At 48.2% G+C, this 15,734-nt stretch carries 15 protein-coding genes; 13 read left to right on the forward strand and 2 right to left on the reverse strand.

The genetic code is table 11. The features are described from left to right. Positions 1 to 9 precede the first annotated feature (9 nt). From NYE22_RS03335 to NYE22_RS03390, 12 genes are read left to right on the forward strand one after another with little or no spacing between them, the layout of a single operon-like run. Positions 10 to 1,155, forward strand: coding sequence for a glycosyltransferase family 4 protein (locus NYE22_RS03335; protein WP_128747243.1), 1,146 nt, complete (start codon positions 10 to 12; stop codon positions 1,153 to 1,155). Continuing rightward, positions 1,152 to 1,988 carry a glycosyltransferase EpsE gene (epsE, locus tag NYE22_RS03340; protein ID WP_342412292.1) on the forward strand — a complete coding sequence of 279 codons (837 nt, stop codon included), beginning with the start codon at positions 1,152 to 1,154 and terminating at the stop codon, positions 1,986 to 1,988. Before NYE22_RS03335 ends, epsE begins: the two co-directional genes overlap by 4 nt. Further along, positions 1,981 to 3,135 (forward strand): glycosyltransferase family 1 protein, encoded by a 1,155-nt coding sequence (locus tag NYE22_RS03345; RefSeq protein WP_032726901.1) that lies wholly within the window; start codon positions 1,981 to 1,983, stop codon positions 3,133 to 3,135. Before epsE ends, NYE22_RS03345 begins: the two co-directional genes overlap by 8 nt. Next, positions 3,132 to 4,235, forward strand: coding sequence for a biofilm exopolysaccharide biosynthesis protein EpsG (gene epsG / locus NYE22_RS03350; protein WP_003228259.1), 1,104 nt, complete (start codon positions 3,132 to 3,134; stop codon positions 4,233 to 4,235). The genes NYE22_RS03345 and epsG overlap by 4 nt, the downstream gene beginning before the upstream one ends. 24 nt (positions 4,236 to 4,259) lie before the next feature. Beyond that, positions 4,260 to 5,294 (forward strand): glycosyltransferase, encoded by a 1,035-nt coding sequence (locus NYE22_RS03355; RefSeq protein WP_342412293.1) that lies wholly within the window; start codon positions 4,260 to 4,262, stop codon positions 5,292 to 5,294. A 4-nt stretch (positions 5,295 to 5,298) separates the two neighbouring features. Continuing rightward, the gene (locus tag NYE22_RS03360) at positions 5,299 to 6,375 is read left to right on the forward strand and encodes a polysaccharide pyruvyl transferase family protein (RefSeq protein ID WP_342412294.1); all 1,077 of its coding nucleotides are present in this window, start codon (positions 5,299 to 5,301) and stop codon (positions 6,373 to 6,375) included. Then, a complete protein-coding gene (locus NYE22_RS03365; RefSeq protein ID WP_253137242.1) occupies positions 6,372 to 7,397 on the forward strand; it encodes a glycosyltransferase in 1,026 nt (341 codons plus the stop codon). Before NYE22_RS03360 ends, NYE22_RS03365 begins: the two co-directional genes overlap by 4 nt. After that, positions 7,394 to 8,911: an MATE family efflux transporter gene (locus tag NYE22_RS03370; protein WP_253137244.1), complete on the forward strand. Its 1,518-nt coding sequence runs from the start codon at positions 7,394 to 7,396 to the stop codon at positions 8,909 to 8,911. The genes NYE22_RS03365 and NYE22_RS03370 overlap by 4 nt, the downstream gene beginning before the upstream one ends. Then, a complete protein-coding gene (locus NYE22_RS03375; RefSeq protein ID WP_015251185.1) occupies positions 8,908 to 9,516 on the forward strand; it encodes a sugar transferase in 609 nt (202 codons plus the stop codon). The genes NYE22_RS03370 and NYE22_RS03375 overlap by 4 nt, the downstream gene beginning before the upstream one ends. Next, positions 9,513 to 10,163 (forward strand): acetyltransferase, encoded by a 651-nt coding sequence (locus NYE22_RS03380; protein ID WP_014480944.1) that lies wholly within the window; start codon positions 9,513 to 9,515, stop codon positions 10,161 to 10,163. Before NYE22_RS03375 ends, NYE22_RS03380 begins: the two co-directional genes overlap by 4 nt. A 4-nt stretch (positions 10,164 to 10,167) precedes the next feature. Further along, on the forward strand, positions 10,168 to 11,334 hold the full coding sequence (locus tag NYE22_RS03385) for an aminotransferase class I/II-fold pyridoxal phosphate-dependent enzyme (RefSeq protein WP_032726894.1): 1,167 nt from the start codon (positions 10,168 to 10,170) through the stop codon (positions 11,332 to 11,334). Next, positions 11,313 to 12,281: a polysaccharide pyruvyl transferase family protein gene (locus NYE22_RS03390; RefSeq protein ID WP_038427926.1), complete on the forward strand. Its 969-nt coding sequence runs from the start codon at positions 11,313 to 11,315 to the stop codon at positions 12,279 to 12,281. Before NYE22_RS03385 ends, NYE22_RS03390 begins: the two co-directional genes overlap by 22 nt. 9 nt (positions 12,282 to 12,290) lie before the next feature. Here the strand turns inward: NYE22_RS03390 and yvfG are convergent, their stop codons facing one another. Then, positions 12,291 to 12,509: a protein YvfG gene (gene yvfG, locus NYE22_RS03395; RefSeq protein ID WP_003219905.1), complete on the reverse strand. Its 219-nt coding sequence runs from the start codon at positions 12,507 to 12,509 to the stop codon at positions 12,291 to 12,293. A 78-nt stretch (positions 12,510 to 12,587) separates the two neighbouring features. Here yvfG and rpoN point away from each other — a divergent pair, with 78 nt between their 5' ends. Continuing rightward, positions 12,588 to 13,898 (forward strand): RNA polymerase factor sigma-54, encoded by a 1,311-nt coding sequence (gene rpoN, locus NYE22_RS03400; RefSeq protein WP_031315345.1) that lies wholly within the window; start codon positions 12,588 to 12,590, stop codon positions 13,896 to 13,898. 26 nt (positions 13,899 to 13,924) lie between these two features. Here rpoN and lutP read toward each other — a convergent pair whose 3' ends face one another. Next, the gene (lutP, locus tag NYE22_RS03405; protein ID WP_342412295.1) at positions 13,925 to 15,616 is read right to left on the reverse strand and encodes an L-lactate permease LutP; all 1,692 of its coding nucleotides are present in this window, start codon (positions 15,614 to 15,616) and stop codon (positions 13,925 to 13,927) included. Positions 15,617 to 15,734: the final 118 nt, after the last annotated feature.

The following is a 15,734-nucleotide window of genomic DNA, read 5'->3' on the forward strand; positions in this document are numbered from 1 at the left end:
GGAGTGAAAATGACGAAAAAGATCTTGTTTTGCGCGACTGTTGATTATCATTTTAAGGCCTTTCACCTCCCTTATTTTAAATGGTTTAAACAAAGGGGCTGGGAGGTTCATGTCGCCGCGAACGGACAAACCAAGCTGCCGTATGTAGATGAGAAATTCTCCATCCCGATTCGCAGGTCACCTTTTGACCCTCAGAACCTGGCCGTTTATAGGCAGTTGAAGAAAGTGATCGACACTTATGAATACGACATTGTCCATTGCCATACACCGGTCGGCGGCGTTCTCGCCAGACTAGCAGCGAGGCAGGCACGGCGGCACGGAACAAAGGTGCTGTATACAGCGCACGGATTTCACTTCTGCAAAGGAGCACCAATGAAAAATTGGCTTCTTTACTATCCGGTCGAGAAATGGCTTTCAGCATATACGGACTGCCTGATTACGATTAATGAAGAGGATTATAAACGGGCGAAAGGACTTCAAAGGCCGGGCGGAAGGACGCAGAAAATTCACGGCATTGGCGTCAACACCGAGCGTTTCCGGCCTGTCAGTCCGATAGAGCAGCAAAGACTCAGAGAAAAGCACGGGTTCCGTGAAGATGATTTTATATTGGTTTATCCGGCTGAGCTCAATCTGAACAAAAACCAGAAGCAGTTAATTGAAGCCGCAGCCTTGCTAAAAGAAAAAATTCCCTCGCTCCGCCTTGTGTTTGCCGGGGAAGGGGCAATGGAACAAACGTATCAAACGTTAGCTGAAAAGCTTGGTGCCTCCGCCAATGTCTGTTTTTACGGCTTTTGCAGCGACATACATGAGCTGATTCAGCTTGCGGATGTATCTGTCGCATCCAGCATTAGAGAGGGCCTCGGCATGAATGTGCTTGAGGGAATGGCGGCAGAAAAACCGGCGATCGCCACAGATAATCGCGGGCATCGGGAAATCATTCGCGACGGAGAAAACGGTTTTCTGATCAAAATCGGTGACAGTGCTGCTTTTGCCCGCCGGATTGAACAGCTTTACCATAAGCCGGAGATCTGCCGAAAGCTGGGACAGGAAGGCCGAAAAACAGCCTTGCGCTTCTCGGAGGCGCGAACGGTGGAAGAAATGGCAGATATTTATTCCGCGTACATGGATATGGATACAAAGGAGAAAAGCGTATGAACTCAGGACCGAAAGTTTCTGTCATTATGGGCATTTATAATTGCGAACGCACTTTGGCAGAAAGCATAGAATCCATTCTCAGCCAATCCTATAAAAATTGGGAGCTGATTTTGTGCGATGATGCGTCAACAGACGGCACGCTCCGTATCGCGAAGCAGTATGCCGCTCATTACAGCGACCGCATCAAACTGATTCAAAACAAAACAAATAAGCGGCTTGCCGCATCATTAAATCATTGTCTTTCGCATGCGACAGGCGATTATATCGCACGTCAGGACGGAGATGACCTTTCGTTTCCGCGCCGTCTGGAAAAGCAGGTCGCGTTTTTAGAAAAGCACCGACACTATCAGGTGGTTGGCACCGGCATGCTTGTGTTTGATGAATTTGGCGTAAGAGGCACCCGCATTCTGCCTTCTGTTCCGGATCCGGGCATCATGGCAAAAGGGACTCCATTCTGCCACGGCACGATTATGATGAGAGCGAGTGCCTACCGCACGCTGAAAGGCTACCGGTCGGTGCGGCGGACGAGACGAATGGAAGATATTGATTTGTGGCTTCGCTTTTTTGAAGAGGGCTTCAGGGGCTATAATCTTCAGGAAGCCTTGTATAAAGTGAGGGAAGACAGCGATGCATTCAAACGGCGGTCATTTACGTATTCAATCGACAATGCCATTCTTGTCTATCAGGCGTGCAGACGCTTGAAGCTTCCTTTATCTGATTACATATATATCGCAAAACCGTTAATTCGCGCCTTTATGCCTGCAGCCGTGATGAATCGCTACCATAAAAAAAGAGTGATGAACCAAAAGGAAGGGCTTGTCAAGCATGAATAGCAGCCAAAAGCGCGTGCTCCATGTTCTCAGCGGCATGAACAGGGGCGGCGCGGAAACCATGGTAATGAATTTATATCGGAAGATGGACAAAAGCAAAGTGCAATTTGATTTTTTAACGTATCGAAATGATCCGTGCGCTTATGATGAAGAGATTTTATCTTTAGGCGGGCGGCTTTTTTATGTCCCGAGCATTGGGCAAAGCAATCCCCTTACATTTGTGAGGAATGTGAGAAACGCGATAAAAGAAAATGGGCCGTTCAGCGCCGTTCATGCGCACACGGATTTCCAAACGGGTTTTATCGCCCTTGCGGCAAGGCTCGCCGGAGTGCCGGTCAGGGTATGCCACTCCCACAATACGTCTTGGAAGACCGGCTTCAACTGGAAGGATCGATTGCAGCTGCTCGTGTTCAGGCGGCTCATTTTGGCAAATGCGACAGCGCTGTGTGCCTGCGGAGAGGATGCGGGCAGGTTTTTATTTGGACAGTCCAATATGGAGCGGGAGCGTGTTCACCTTCTTCCTAACGGGATTGACCTTGAGTTGTTCGCCCCAAATGGGCAGGCGGCTGATGAAGAAAAAGCAGCACGCGGCATTGCAGCCGACCGGCTCATCATTGGCCATGTGGCCCGGTTTCATGAAGTGAAAAACCACGCGTTCCTGCTGAAGCTTGCCGCACATCTCAAGGAAAGAGGCATTCGCTTTCAGCTCGTTCTGGCGGGAGACGGGCCGTTGCGCGGGGAGATAGAGGAGGAGGCGCGGCAGCAGAATTTGCTATCAGACGTCCTCTTTTTAGGCACGGAAGAACGGATCCATGAACTGATGCGAACATTCGATGTATTTGTCATGCCGTCTCTGTACGAAGGCTTGCCGGTTGTGCTTGTGGAAGCGCAGGCGTCGGGGCTTCCATGCATCATTTCAGACAGCATTACAGAAAAAGTCGACGCCGGTCTCGGGCTTGTCACAAGATTAAGTCTTTCTGAGCCGATCAGCGTCTGGGCTGAAACCATTGCAAGGGCCGCCGCCGCAGGCAGGCCGAAGCGTGAGTTCATCAAAGAAACACTCGCTCAACTTGGCTACGATGCACAGCAAAATGTAGGAGCGCTGCTGAATGTATACAACATCAGCACGGAAAAGGACCATAACCGATGATTGTATATGCCGTCAATATGGGGATTGTATTTATTTGGTCTTGGTTCGCTAAAATGTGCGGCGGCCGTGATGATTCGCTTGCCACGGGGTATCGGCCGAATAAGCTTTTGATCTGGATTCCGCTCGCTTCACTTGTGCTCGTGTCAGGTCTCCGCTATCGAGTCGGCACGGATTTTCAGACGTACACGCTGTTGTACGAATTGGCGGGCGATTATCAAAATGTGTGGCAGATATTCGGTTTCGGCACAGCGAAAACAGCGACAGATCCGGGGTTTACCGCACTCCTTTGGCTGATGAATTTCATCACGGAAGATCCTCAAATCATGTATTTTACGGTGGCGGTCGTGACCTACAGCTTTATTATGAAGACACTCGCCGACTATGGCAGGCCGTTTGAGCTGAGTGTCTTTTTATTTTTGGGAACCTTTCATTATTACGCATCTTTTAACGGCATCAGGCAATACATGGTGGCAGCTGTTTTGTTTTGGGCGATCCGTTATATCATTAGCGGGAACTGGAAGCGATATTTCCTGATTGTGCTGGTCAGCTCGCTCTTTCATTCGTCGGCGCTGATTATGATTCCAGTGTACTTTATTGTCAGAAGAAAAGCCTGGTCACCGGCGATATTCGGCCTATCCGCTTTATTTCTCGGCATGACATTTTTATATCAAAAGTTTATTTCTGTGTTTGTCGTTGTGCTTGAAAACAGCTCATACAGCCATTATGAAAAATGGCTCATGACGAACACAAATGGAATGAATGTGATCAAAATCGCTGTGTTGGTTCTGCCGCTGTTCCTTGCATTTTGCTATAAAGAACGACTGCGGAGTCTGTGGCCGCAAATTGATATTGTCGTCAATTTGTGCCTGCTAGGTTTTTTGTTCGGCCTTTTGGCCACAAAGGACGTGATTTTTGCCAGATTCAATATTTATTTCGGTCTGTATCAAATGATCCTAGTCCCTTATTTTGTCAGGATATTTGATGAAAAATCGAACGCTCTTATCTATATCGCTATCGTTGTTTGTTATTTTCTTTACAGTTATTTGCTTATGCCGGTCGATTCATCGGTTCTGCCTTACAGAACGATTTTTTCCCGGTAATTTATGCACGAGGAGCCGGTCATTATGGAAACACCTGCGGTTAGTCTGTTAGTCGCTGTTTATAACACAGAAACATATATCAGAACGTGTCTCGAATCACTGCGGAACCAGACAGTGGACAATATTGAAATCATCATTGTCAATGACGGTTCAGCTGACGCCAGCCCGGATATCGCAGAAGAATACGCCAAAATGGACAACAGGTTCAAGGTGATTCATCAGGAAAACCAGGGACTCGGTGCGGTTCGGAATAAAGGCATTGAAGCTGCACGCGGCGAATTTATCGCGTTTATCGATTCAGACGATTGGATTGAGCCTGATTATTGCGAGCAGATGCTCCGGGCAGCAGGCGATGAAACTGATCTGGTCATTTGCAATTACGCCGCAGAGTTTGAGGACACTGGCAAAACCATGGACTCAGACATTGCCCAAACCTATCAGGATCAGCCGAAGGAGCACTATATCAAGGCGTTATTCGAAGGGAAGGTCAGAGGGTTTTCATGGAACAAACTGTACAGAAGAAGCATGATTGAAGCCCATCGGCTGTCGTTTCCGCTCCGAGGCGAGCTGGAGCATGTCGAGGATCAGTTTTTCAGCTTCAGGGCTCACTTTTTCGCCCGCTCAGTATCCTACGTAAAAACGCCGCTCTATCATTATCGAATTCACCTTTCCTCCATTGTGCAGCGCTATCAGAAAAAATTGTTTGAATCAGGACTTGCGCTGTATGAGGCGAATGCGGCGTTTTTACAGGAGAACAACAAACTGGAGGAGTATCGCAAGGAGCTTGATACCTTTATCGTTCTTCACAGCAGCATCTGTATGCTGAATGAATGGAAAACGAGCGGCAGCCGCCGGCTGTTTGAAAAGCTTAGAAATGTTGGCGTGATATGCGCGGACCCGGTGTTTCAAGAAAGTCTTTCAAAAACGGGTACCGCTCCTTTTGACGCAAAACGGTCATGCCTGCTTCTGATGGCGAAATACAGAATAATTCCGTTCGTCGCTATGGCATCGGCTGTGTATCAGCGGGTGATCGAGTACAAAATGAGAAACAGAGGGTGAGGACATGTCGTTACAATCGTTGAAAATCAATTTTGCAGAATGGCTGCTGCTAAAGGTCAAATACCCGTCCCAATATTGGCTGGGAGCGGGAGATCAACCGGTAAAGGCCGCAGCACATCAGAAAAAAATCATACTGACCCTGCTGCCGTCCCATGACAATTTGGGAGATCACGCAATTGCTTATGCCAGCAAGGCATTTCTTGAGCGAGAATACCCGGACTTTGACATCGTCGAGGTCGATATGAAGGACATTTACAAATCAGCAAAAAACCTGATCCGCTCGCGCCATCCGGAGGATATGGTCTTTATCATCGGCGGCGGAAATATGGGGGATTTATACCGTTATGAGGAGTGGACGCGCCGCTTCATCATTAAAACATTCCATGACTATCGGGTTATCCAGCTTCCGGCAACGGCTCATTTTTCTGACACGAAAAAGGGGCGCAAAGAGCTGAAACGGGCACAGAAAATTTATAATGCGCACCCCGGCCTATTGCTCATGGCACGGGATGAAACAACGTATCAATTTATGAAACAGCATTTTCATGAAAAAACAATTTTGAAGCAGCCGGACATGGTGCTGTATTTAGACAGAAGCAAGACCCCCGCAGAACGCGAAGGGGTTTATATGTGTTTGCGCGAGGATCAGGAAAGCGTGCTTCAGGAGGACCAGAGGAACCGGGTCAAGGCTGCGCTATTTGAGGAATTCGGCGAGATCAAATCCTTTACGACAACGATCGGCCGCCGGGTCAGCCGGGATACACGCGAACAAGAACTTGAAGCACTGTGGTCTAAGCTGCAAAGCGCAGAAGCCGTCGTCACTGACAGGCTTCATGGCATGATTTTTTGCGCGCTGACAGGAACGCCGTGTGTTGTCATTCGCTCCTTTGACCATAAGGTGATGGAGGGCTATCAATGGCTTAAAGACATTCCGTTCATGAAGCTGATAGAACATCCGGAGCCAGAGCGCGTAACAGCCGCAGTCAATGAGCTTTTAACAAAAGAAACACCCCGTGCAGGCTTTCCGAGAGATGTGTATTTTAAAGGCCTGCGTGACAAAATCAGCGGTGAAGCGCAATGATCCCGCTCGTCAGCATTATTGTCCCGATGTATAATGTTGAACCATTTATAGAAGAGTGCATTGATTCTTTGCTTCGTCAAACGCTTTCTGATATTGAAATCATCCTCGTGAATGACGGAACACCGGATCGTTCAGGCGAGATTGCAGAGGACTATGCAAAACGGGATGCGAGAATCCGGGTCATTCATCAGGCAAACGGCGGGCTTAGTTCAGCGCGAAATACGGGAATAAAGGCCGCGCGGGGCACTTACATCGGCTTTGTAGACGGAGACGATTATGTATCATCCGCCATGTTCCAGAGGCTGACTGAAGAAGCGGAGCAAAATCAGCTTGACATCGTCGGATGCGGTTTTTACAAGCAGTCATCGGACAGGCGGACATATGTGCCGCCGCAGCTTGAGGCAAACCGCGTGCTGACGAAACCAGAAATGACTGAACAGCTTAAACATGCTCACGAAACGAGATTTATCTGGTATGTATGGCGTTATCTTTACCGTCGTGAGCTTTTTGAAAGGGCGAATCTGTTGTTTGATGAAGACATCCGTTTTGCTGAAGACTCTCCCTTCAATTTGTCCGCTTTTTGCGAAGCGGAGCGGGTGAAAATGCTGGATGAAGGCTTGTACATCTATCGTGAAAACCCGAACAGCCTGACAGAAATCCCTTATAAGCCGGCGATGGATGAACATCTTCAAAAACAATATCAGGCTAAAATTGCATTCTACAATCACTATGGCTTAGCAGGCGCATGCAAAGAAGATTTGAATGTGTACATTTGCAGGCACCAGCTTCCGATGCTTTTGGCAAATGCCTGTGCTTCTCCGAAAGACATCAAAAAGAAGATCAGGAAGATTTTGTCCTATGACATGGTGCGGCAGGCTGTCAGACATACACCGATTCAGCATGAGAAATTATTAAGAGGAGAGCGTTTGGTATTAGCACTGTGTAAATGGCGGCTCACTTTTCTCATCAAGCTGTTTTTCGAGCAGCGGGGGACAATGAAAGGCAGTGCGAAGCAGGCATGAAATTCACGATAAACTTCAGCGCTAATCTCACGGCTTTTCTCTTGTCCGTTTTCCTATCGGTTTGGATGACGCCTTTTATTGTCAAAACGCTTGGTGTGGAAGCGTTTGGCTTTGTTCACTTGACACAAAATGTGATTAATTACTTTTCGATTATTACCGTGGCGCTCAGCTCGGTTGTCGTTCGGTTCTTTTCTGTTGCTGCCCACAGGGGAGAGCGGGAGAAAGCAAATGCGTATATCAGCAATTATTTAGCGGCCTCTGTTTTGATTTCATTGCTGCTCTTGCTGCCGCTTGCGGGTTCGGCTTTTTTTATTGACCGCGTCATGAATGTGCCGCAAGCGCTTTTGGCAGATGTGCGCTTGTCGATTTTAATCGGCAGTGTACTGTTTATTTTAACGTTTCTGATGGCGGGTTTCGGTGCTGCACCATTTTATGCCAACCGCCTTTATATCACCAGTTCCATTCAGGCGGTGCAAATGCTTATACGGGTGCTGTCTGTGCTGCTCCTGTTTGCATGCTTTGCGCCGAAAATCTGGCAGATCCAGCTTGCAGCTTTAGCTGGTGCTGTCATTGCGTCTGTGCTGTCTTTCTATTTCTTCAAAAAGCTGATTCCGTGGTTTTCGTTTCGTATGAAGGATCTTTCATTCCGCACTAGCAAGGAGCTATTTCAAGCTGGCGCATGGAGCTCCGTCAATCAAATCGGCGTCCTGCTTTTTTTGCAGATTGATCTGTTAACCGCCAATTTGATGCTTGGGGCGTCCGCATCTGGGAAATACGCGGCAATTATCCAGTTTCCGCTGCTTTTGCGCAGCTTGGCCGGAACGGTCGCATCCCTGTTTGCGCCTATCATGACTTCATATTATTCAAAAGGCGATATGGACGGATTGATGAATTACGCCAATAAGGCAGTGAGGCTCAATGGTCTTTTGCTTGCACTTCCTGCTGCCTTATTGGGCGGATTGGCGGGACCTTTTTTGACAATCTGGCTCGGACCGTCCTTTTCGTCGATAGCACCGCTTTTATTTATTCATGCCGGATACTTGGTTGTCAGTCTCGCCTTTATGCCACTGTTTTATATATGGACCGCTTTTAATCAACAAAAAACACCGGCGATTGTTACCCTGCTGTTAGGTGCGGTGAATGTGGTGCTGGCGGTCACGCTGAGCGGGCCGGCTCATCTCGGTCTGTACGGCATAACATTGGCAGGGGCCATTTCTCTTATTTTAAAAAATGCCATCTTTACGCCGCTTTACGTATCCCGCATTACAGGCTACAAAAAGCACGTGTTCTTTAAAGGCATTATCGGGCCTCTTTCAGCCGCTGTGTTTGCCTGGACGGTCTGTAAGGCAATTCAGTTCATTGTGAAGATTGACAGCTGGCCGTCATTGATAGCGACGGGAGTGACAGTCAGCTTTTTCTACGCTGTTTTCGCTTTTATGCTCGTTTGTACAAAAGAGGAAAGACAGCTGGTATTAAAACGGTTTCGAAAAACGAAAGGAGCTGTGAATCTTTGATCCTGAAACGACTTTTTGATCTGACGGCCGCCATTTTTTTGTTGTGCTGTACAAGTGTGATCATTCTGTTCACCATCGCCGTTGTCAGGCTGAAAATAGGATCACCTGTCTTCTTTAAGCAAGTAAGGCCAGGCCTGCACGGCAAACCGTTCACCCTATATAAGTTCCGGACAATGACGGATGAACGGGACGGTGAGGGAAATCTGCTGCCCGATGAAGTCCGGCTGACGAAAACAGGCAGGCTGATCAGAAAGCTGAGCATTGATGAGCTTCCGCAGCTCCTGAATGTCCTGAAGGGCGATCTGAGCCTTGTCGGGCCGCGGCCGCTTTTGATGGACTATCTGCCTCTTTATACAGAAAAACAGGCACGGCGCCATGAGGTGAAGCCGGGTATCACAGGCTGGGCGCAAATCAATGGCAGAAACGCGATTTCCTGGGAAAAGAAATTTGAATTAGATGTTTGGTACGTTGACAACCGGTCATTTTTTCTCGATTTGAAAATTTTATGTTTGACGGTGCGAAAGGTCCTTGTTTCAGAAGGGATTCAGCAAACCAATCATGTGACCGCGGAACGGTTTACCGGAAGCGGAGATGTGTCCTCATGAAAAACGTGGCCATTGTGGGTGACGGCGGACACGGAAAGGTGATCAGAGAGCTGATAAACGCCCGCTCAGATACGCGCTTAGCCGCGGTGCTGGATGATAAATTCAAAACGTTCGAAGGCGGAAAAGAATGGTACACAGGACCGCCGGAAGCCGTTACTGAACTGCGCAGGCTCATTCCTGATGTGCTGTTTCTGATTGCTGTTGGGAATAACAGTGTCAGAAAACAGCTGGCGGAGCGACTGGGACTGAGGAAAGATGATTTTATTACATTGATTCACCCGTCAGCCATCGTCAGCAGGTCGGCTGTCATTGGGGAAGGGACAGTAATTATGGCGGGCGCGATCATTCAGGCGGATGCGCGCATCGGCGCTCATTGCATCATCAATACGGGTGCAGTGGCAGAGCACGATAATCAAATCAGCGATTACGTTCATCTGTCCCCGCGTGTCACGCTGTCAGGAGCGGTTTCCGTTCAGGAAGGCGCTCACGTCGGAACTGGTGCATCCGTCATACCGCAGATCACAATCGGGGCTTGGAGCATTGTCGGAGCCGGCTCCGCGGTGATCCGTCCCATACCGGACAGGGTAACGGCGGCCGGTGCTCCGGCACGCATCATTTCTTCCATTCAAACATCAAACAAAGGATGATTCTATGCATAAAAAAATCTACTTATCTCCCCCTCATATGAGCGGCAGGGAGCAGCACTATATTTCAGAAGCCTTTCGCTCAAACTGGATTGCGCCGCTTGGGCCGCTCGTGAATTCATTTGAAGAACAGCTGGCAGAACGAGTCGGTGTAAAAGCAGCTGCTGCGGTCAGCTCAGGAACGGCGGCGATTCATCTCGCGCTGCGTTTGCTTGAGGTAAAAGAAGGTGACAGCGTGTTTTGCCAGTCCTTCACATTTGTAGCAACCGCCAATCCGATTCTATATGAAAAAGCGGTGCCCGTCTTTATTGATTCTGAGCCTGATACGTGGAATATGTCGCCGACAGCCCTTGAAAGAGCATTGGAGGAAGCGAAAAGAAACGGAACACTGCCAAAAGCGGTGATTGCCGTCAATCTATATGGGCAGAGCGCGAAAATGGATGAAATCGTAAGCCTGTGTGATGCATACGGAGTTCCTGTCATTGAGGACGCAGCCGAATCTCTCGGCACAGTCTATAAAGGGAAGCAAAGCGGAACTTTCGGGCGCTTCGGCATTTTTTCATTTAACGGGAACAAAATCATTACCACATCAGGGGGAGGGATGCTCGTTTCAAATGATGAAGCAGCAATTGAAAAAGCAAGATTTCTCGCTTCGCAGGCACGAGAGCCGGCTGTTCATTATCAGCACAGTCAAATTGGACATAATTACAGGCTGAGCAATATCTTAGCCGGCGTCGGCATTGCCCAGCTTGAGGTGCTGGATGAGCGAGTGGAGAAAAGAAGGACCATTTTCACGAGATACAAAAATGCGCTCGGTCACATAGCCGGCGTCCGCTTTATGCCGGAGTACGCAGCAGGCGTATCCAATCGCTGGCTCACCACGCTCACACTTGATAACGGGCTCAGCCCATATGACGTAGTTCAACGTCTTGCTGAAGAAAACATTGAAGCCCGTCCGCTGTGGAAGCCGCTCCATACCCAGCAGCTGTTCGATCCGGCTTTATTTTATTCTCATGAAGATACAGGGAGCGTATGCGAAGATTTGTTCAAGCGAGGAATCTGTCTCCCATCGGGGTCCAATATGACAGAAGATGAGCAAGACCGGGTCATTGAAGTGCTACTGCACTTATTCCAAACTGCCGAGGTGAAGAAATGGACAGCAAGCATTCGATGATCAGCCTGAAACAGAAACTGTCCGGGCTGCTCGACGTCATTCCGAAACAATCAGAGATTATATATGCTGACTATCCTCTATATGGGAATGTAGGGGATTTATTTATTATGAAAGGAACAGAAGCCTTCTTTAAAGAACACGGGATTCGGGTCAGAAAACGCTGGAATCCTGACAATTTTCCAGTCGGGCGAAAGCTGGATCCTAATCTCATCATCGTCTGCCAGGGAGGCGGAAACTTCGGGGATCTGTATCCGTATTATCAAGGCTTTAGAGAGAAAATCGTCCAAACCTATCCGAACCACAAAATTGTGATCCTGCCGCAATCGATTTATTTTCAAAACAAAGACAACCTCAAACGGACGGCAGAGATATTTTCTAAGCATGCGAACCTTCACATCATGACAAGGGAAAAAGCCTCCTATGCTACGGCACAGGCTTATTTTTCAAAAAATCACATTCAGCTTCTGCCTGATATGGCTCATCAGCTGTTTCCCGTCATTCCCACGCAGCAGCCGTCCAATCAAAAGCTGAGATTTATCCGAACAGATCATGAAGCAAACCAGGCGCTTCAGGAACACACAGAAGCGGAAAGCTACGACTGGCGCACGGTGCTGTCAGCTTCAGACCGCCGGACGATTGCTTTTCTGCAAACGCTGAACGTCCTGAATAAAAAAGCAGGCAACCCTTTGCCCATTGCGTATATATGGGGAAAATACTCGGATTATATCGTCCAAAAAGCCATTCGGTTTTTCAGCCGTTACGAATCGGTGGAAACGTCAAGGCTGCACGGACACATCTTGTCCGCTCTTCTTCAAAAAGAAAACACGGTCATTGATAATTCCTATGGGAAAAACGCCAATTACTTTCATACCTGGATGGAAGGAGTGCCAGGCACCCGGCTCATCCAGCACGCCTCAAAGAAGGAAAACCTTCCTGCTCACATGTGAGCGGAAGGTTTATTTTGATTCTCCACGTTTGACTTTGTTGTATGCTTCATCTAAATGCTGAATCCGTTTTAGGACAACTGCGTTTTTCGTCAGCTGGTCCTGCACGAGTGTTGAGACAACGGAACGGTAGTAGCTGTTCATCGCGTGGATTTTATCCTCAGACTGATTCATTTCAATATGCTGTTTTAAATTCTCAATAAAATAAGGGACGGAAAAAAGTTCAGACATTTCTTTGGCAGCTCCTTTTTCATAAATGTATACGGTGTGATCTCAATCATGTACAATGAAGAAAGGGGAGTGAGCATGATGGATATGAAACTTCAGCAAGTACAAGTATTAAAGCCTCAACTGACACAGGAGCTCAGGCAGGCCATCACACTGCTTGGCTATCATTCGGCAGAACTCGCCGAGTACATTGATGAGCTCTCACTGGAAAACCCTCTTATTGAACGAAAGGAAACAGACACACCGCCACTATCTTACCATAAAACAAACAAAAACAGGATGAATGCACAGGAAGCGGGCCTTCAATTAAGTGATCCGCAAAAAACATTGCAGGATGCGTTAAAACAGCAGTCACTCGATATGAATCTGACCAACACTGAAAAAAAGATTTTTAATTATCTGATTCATTCGCTTGATTCAAACGGGTACTTGGAAGAAGATGTGGAGGAGGCAGCACGGCGCCTATCTGTATCGGCTAAGGAAACGGAGGCTGTTTTGGCAAAACTCCAGTCATTAGAACCGGCTGGAATCGGTGCGAGATCTTTGCAGGAATGCATCCTTCTTCAATTACAGCGGCTGCCGAACAGAAATGAACAAGCAGAAATGCTGGTTTCAGCTCATTTTGATGCTTTTGCGCAAAAAAAATGGAAAGCGCTTTCAGTAGAGACAGGAATTCCGCTTCATACCATTCAAGATATCTCAGATGATATCGCGGCTCTTCATCCTAGACCTGGCCTTCTGTTTGCCCGGCCAGAGCAAGATGTGTATATTGAGCCTGACATTTTTATCACCGTAAAAAACGGGCACATCGCAGCGGAACTGAATACCCGCTCGTTTCCCGAGATCGATTTGCATCCGCAGTACAGAACGCTTTTATCATCCGGCTCTTGTCAGGATACTGTCTCCTATTTATCTGCGAAATATCAGGAGTGGCGCTGGCTGAGCCGCGCGCTGCGGCAACGAAAACAGACAATCACGAGAATTATCAATGAACTGATCACACGCCAAAAGGATTTCTTTCTGAAAGGGCGAAGCGCAATGAAGCCGCTGACTCTGAGAGAGGTGGCGGACTGTCTAAGCCTTCATGAATCAACTGTGAGCCGGGCCATTAAAGGGAAAACAATACAAACGCCTTACGGGCTGTTTGAGATGAAACTCTTTTTCTCAGCAAAAGCCGAGGCTTCAGGAGAGGGAGATGCGTCGAATTATGCAGTCAAAATGCATCTTGAAGACCTGATCAATCAAGAGGACAAAACAAAACCGCTTTCAGACCAAAAGCTTGTCGATTTGCTGTATGAACAACACGGCATCCAAATCTCGAGACGCACCGTGGCAAAATATCGCGATCAAATGAATATTCCGTCATCGGCAGCGAGAAAGCGATATAAATAAAATCCTCCCTAGACGGGAGGATTTTTTTAAGGAATCATCCAGCTGAATATGTGATGCTGCAAAAAGGTGATGATACAGACGAGCAGCAGCAAAAACAGACTGTGTTTAATGGTAAAGCGGAAAAGATCTGACTCCTTTCCGGCGAGTCCTACCGCGGCGCACGCCACCGCTATCGACTGCGGTGAAATCATTTTTCCTGTGACACCGCCTGAAGAGTTGGCGGCCACAGACAGAACGGGGTCCATGCCGACTGATAATGCGGTGACTTTCTGCAGGTTGCCGAACAGCAGGTTGGCGGAAGTATCCGAGCCGGTAATGAAGACGCCGAGCCAGCCGAGGACGGGCGAAAAGAAGGTAAACATCGAACCTGTCAGCGCGAGTGTCATCCCGAGTGTCGTGCTCATTCCCGAGGAGTTGGTGACATAGGCAAAACCAACGACAGAAGCGATGGTCAAAATCGGAAGCTTCAATTCCTGGACTGTTTCTTTAAAAACGGTTCCCCAGTCTTTCCACGAAATCGCCGTGATGAACTTTGACAGCACTGCGGCAATCAATATCGCGGTGCCGGCTGAACCAAGCACCTCAAGCTTGTAAACCGCCTCAATCGGCGTACCGTCAGCATTGACAATCTGATTGTTCAAAAAAGGCACACCGGGGGCAAAAGTCAATTTTTCTCCAACAGCATTCAGCCATTTCAAGAACACCGCAGAGCCTTCATAATGCCCGGTCAGTGCAGATTTGACAGATGGAATGCCCCATACGGAAATCATCGCCGTCAGCAGCAGAAATGGCGACCAAGCCTTAAAAATCTGTCCGCCGCTGTACGCAGGCGCCGCCGGATTTGTGCGCGCCGTTTCAATTGAGGCGGCCGACTCTTGTTCACCGGCAAACCGGAATATTGTTTTCGGCTTCCACCATTTCAAAAACACAGCAAGTGCAGCCATTGAAACAAGAGCTGACAAAACATCGGGCAGCTCAGGCCCTAAAAAATTGGAACTGAGATATTGAACAACGGCAAAGGAAACACCAGATACGAGAATCGCCGGCCAGACCTCCAAGGCTTTCCTGAAACCGCTCATGATAATGATTAAATAAAGAGGGATAAATACGGATAAAAACGGCAGCTGCCGCCCGACCATTTGCGAAATCTCCATCGCCGGAATCCCTGTCGGCCCTTCTACGGCTGTAATTGGAATCCCAATCGCCCCAAAGGCAACGGGTGCCGTATTGGCGATCAAACAGATCCCCGCAGCATAAAGAGGATTAAAGCCGAGACCGACCAGCAGCGCGGCAGAAATGGCGACCGGCGCTCCGAAGCCTGCTGCCCCTTCTAAAAAAGCCCCGAATGAAAAAGCGATCAAGAGAGCTTGAAGCCGTCGGTCATCAGTAATTGAGAGAACAGAGCTGCGAATGATATCAAACTGTCCCGTTTTCACAGTGATTTTATACAAAAAAACAGACGTCACAATGATCCAGCCGATCGGCAACAATCCGTATACGGCTCCTTGTGTCGCGGACATCAGCGCTTTTTCCGCCGGCATCCGATAAACCAATACAGCAATGATAAGGGCGATCCCCAATGTGGCCAAGCCTGCTGTATACCCCTTCATCCGTTTAATCGCGAGTGCCCAAAAAAAGAAAATAATCGGTACAAGTGCGGCAAGCGCTGATAATAGCAAATTTCCCCCTATAGGCGTATATGCCTGTGTCCATTGCATCCCAAACCCCTCCTTGAAACATAAACTGGCGCCATATGTAAGCGGTTTCTATAGATGATATGATCATCTGATGACTGGGTAATAAGACCAGTTACCTAGCATTATATTTTGAAAAAAA

It is taken from the genome of Bacillus sp. FSL K6-1560 (assembly GCF_038592935.1).
Classification (GTDB): domain Bacteria; phylum Bacillota; class Bacilli; order Bacillales; family Bacillaceae; genus Bacillus; species Bacillus subtilis.

Excerpts from the sequence above, each read along its gene's own strand:
- NYE22_RS03335 (WP_128747243.1), top strand. The coding sequence starts at position 10 with ATGACGAAAAAGATCTTGTTTTGCGCGACTGTTGATTATCATTTTAAG.
- epsE (WP_342412292.1), top strand. The coding sequence starts at position 1,152 with ATGAACTCAGGACCGAAAGTTTCTGTCATTATGGGCATTTATAATTGC.
- NYE22_RS03345 (WP_032726901.1), top strand. The coding sequence starts at position 1,981 with ATGAATAGCAGCCAAAAGCGCGTGCTCCATGTTCTCAGCGGCATGAAC.
- epsG (WP_003228259.1), top strand. The coding sequence starts at position 3,132 with ATGATTGTATATGCCGTCAATATGGGGATTGTATTTATTTGGTCTTGG.
- NYE22_RS03355 (WP_342412293.1), top strand. The coding sequence starts at position 4,260 with ATGGAAACACCTGCGGTTAGTCTGTTAGTCGCTGTTTATAACACAGAA.
- NYE22_RS03360 (WP_342412294.1), top strand. The coding sequence starts at position 5,299 with ATGTCGTTACAATCGTTGAAAATCAATTTTGCAGAATGGCTGCTGCTA.
- NYE22_RS03365 (WP_253137242.1), top strand. The coding sequence starts at position 6,372 with ATGATCCCGCTCGTCAGCATTATTGTCCCGATGTATAATGTTGAACCA.
- NYE22_RS03370 (WP_253137244.1), top strand. The coding sequence starts at position 7,394 with ATGAAATTCACGATAAACTTCAGCGCTAATCTCACGGCTTTTCTCTTG.
- NYE22_RS03380 (WP_014480944.1), top strand. The coding sequence starts at position 9,513 with ATGAAAAACGTGGCCATTGTGGGTGACGGCGGACACGGAAAGGTGATC.
- NYE22_RS03385 (WP_032726894.1), top strand. The coding sequence starts at position 10,168 with ATGCATAAAAAAATCTACTTATCTCCCCCTCATATGAGCGGCAGGGAG.
- NYE22_RS03390 (WP_038427926.1), top strand. The coding sequence starts at position 11,313 with ATGGACAGCAAGCATTCGATGATCAGCCTGAAACAGAAACTGTCCGGG.
- yvfG (WP_003219905.1), bottom strand. The coding sequence starts at position 12,509 with ATGTCTGAACTTTTTTCCGTCCCTTATTTTATTGAGAATTTAAAACAG.
- rpoN (WP_031315345.1), top strand. The coding sequence starts at position 12,588 with ATGGATATGAAACTTCAGCAAGTACAAGTATTAAAGCCTCAACTGACA.
- lutP (WP_342412295.1), bottom strand. The coding sequence starts at position 15,616 with ATGCAATGGACACAGGCATATACGCCTATAGGGGGAAATTTGCTATTA.